Genomic DNA, 1981 nt, shown 5'->3' with positions numbered 1-1981 from the left:
GCCCCGGCGGCGGGGGACCCCGACCCGAGGTCCCCCGCCACCCGCTGGATCAGAACACCCGGGTCAGAACACCCGGATCAGAACGTCGAGCACAGCAGCGTCAGGCTCCCCGACGGCTCCTGCCGGTACAGCCGCACCCCGCCCGTCGCCTGCGAGATCGTCAGCGCGTCCCGGTCCTGCACGGTCACCCGCACGCACCCCTTGCCGGTCGTCACGTTCCGCCACTGCGTCATGGTCGACGGCCCCTCCGAGAACGGGAAGTACAGCACGTCGTTGCACTCGTAGGGCAGCACGTACCGCACCCCCTCGTCCAGGTCGGCCGAGAACACCTGCACCGCCGTCGACGAGGTGTTGCACAGCGTCGCCGACCCGAAGCGCGGCGAGCGGTCCTGCGCCGCCGAGGCGGGCAGGGCGGCGGCGAGGCACAGACCGGCGGCGACGACTCCCGCGACGGCGTTCCGAGCGAACATCAGCATCCTCCTGGGGAACTGGTGGTGAGGTCCTTCCCGGACCCGCGCACCGATCCTCGGACGCCCCGACGGCCTCTCCGCGCCAAACCGCCTCATCGGGCGAGCGCCCCCTACACCGGGCCCGCCCACTCGAACAGGTGGAGTTGCCGACCGGGCCCAGCGGCGGTGGTCAAACCCCCGGATATTGCTGTCCGTATCCGCATGGTCACGCCTTCAAAGGGGGCCGTCTGATGTCCGTGCTCGCACCCGGCCGGCGATTGCTGGCAGCGGCGACGTCGTTCCTCATAGCCGCGGGGGTGAGCGTGGGACTCGCTCCCCTGACCGCCGAGGCCGCGGTCGAGCGCGCCTTCACCCTGAACTACAACGAAGAGGTCTACGGCGACTTCGTCGAGGCGGGCAACGGCAACTCCGTCTGCCCGGACGCGAACGCCCCCACCGACCCGTTCGGCGAGGCCAAGGCGAACTGCGCGGGCGCGCAGGCCCGCACCCTCACCGCCTCGGCGAACAACAACGACTCGTACTACATGCAGTGGGCGGACGTCGACAGCAACGCCGCGACGTTCAACTCCTCCAGGGGCAGCGTCACCATCCCGCCCGGCTCGCGCGTGGCCTACGCCCGCCTGAACTGGTCCGGCGACACCGGCTCGATCAAGCTCAGCACCGGCGCCGTCTCCACCGCGCCCGGCTGCAACACCCGCCAGTTCCAGTCCACGGCGGGCACCGCCGTCGTCCCCTCGGGCACCCCCGAGTCGACCTCCACCGTGCTCACCATCGGCAACGGCGCCCCGGTCAACGTCGCCCCGCAGGTGATCACCCGCGACGCCCTGGCCAACGTGCCCTCCAGCCAGCCGCAGTTCTACTCGGCCTACGCGGACGTCACCTCCCGCTTCCAGAACCTGCCGTCGGGCACGGCCAACACCATCACCCTGGGCAACGTCTGGACCCCGCAGGGCTTCGGCTGCTACTCGGGCTGGTCGCTGGTGCTCGTCTACCAGTACGACGCCCCCAACAGCACCTACGCCCCGTCCAAGCGGGAGATCTTCCTCTACGACGGCCACGTGCGGCAGTCCTCCACGGACCCGGCCACGACCATCCCGGTCACCGGCTTCCGCGTCGCCGCCACCCCGGTGCGCATCGGCCTGACCGGCTACGAGGGCGACTTCAACATCTCCGGCGACCGGTTCGTGGTCAACGGGAACGCGGAACCGGCGCTGCTGGACCCGTCGAACACCAACAACTTCTGGGTGTCCAACGCCCAGAACGCGGTGAGCCCCAACGTCGCCAACAACATGAGCGTCGACGCCAAGGTCATCCAGACCAGCAACATCGCGGTCGGCGACACCTCGGCGCAGCTGTCCTTCACCACCGCCGGTGACACCTACCTGGCGCAGAACCTGGTGTTCTCCGTGCCGGTCCCGGCCATCTACATCACCAAGGACGTTAGCGGCGGCCCCTACCGCCCCGGCGAGCAGATCCCGGTCACCATCAGCGTGGTCTCACCCGGCGCCAGC

General features: G+C 70.1%; 1 protein-coding gene and 1 pseudogene. One reads left to right on the top strand and one right to left on the bottom strand.

What is annotated here, in order from left to right; all coding sequences use genetic code 11:
* Window positions 1–77: 77 nt before the first annotated feature.
* Complete coding sequence (locus ACTUAL_RS30500; protein WP_157767605.1) at window positions 78–470, bottom strand: hypothetical protein; 393 nt, start codon at window positions 468–470, stop codon at window positions 78–80.
* A 302-nt stretch (window positions 471–772) separates the two neighbouring features.
* On the opposite strand from ACTUAL_RS30500, the pseudogene ACTUAL_RS30495 reads away from it, so the two are divergent.
* Window positions 773–1981: pseudogene (locus ACTUAL_RS30495) on the top strand (DUF7507 domain-containing protein); the annotation flags it as partial.

It is taken from the genome of Actinosynnema sp., assembly GCF_052038725.1.
This window is presented reverse-complemented; position numbering and strand designations above follow the sequence as displayed.

Bases quoted from the DNA above. Each gene is read 5' to 3' on its own strand.
- ACTUAL_RS30500 (WP_157767605.1), bottom strand. From the start codon at position 470: ATGTTCGCTCGGAACGCCGTCGCGGGAGTCGTCGCCGCCGGTCTGTGC.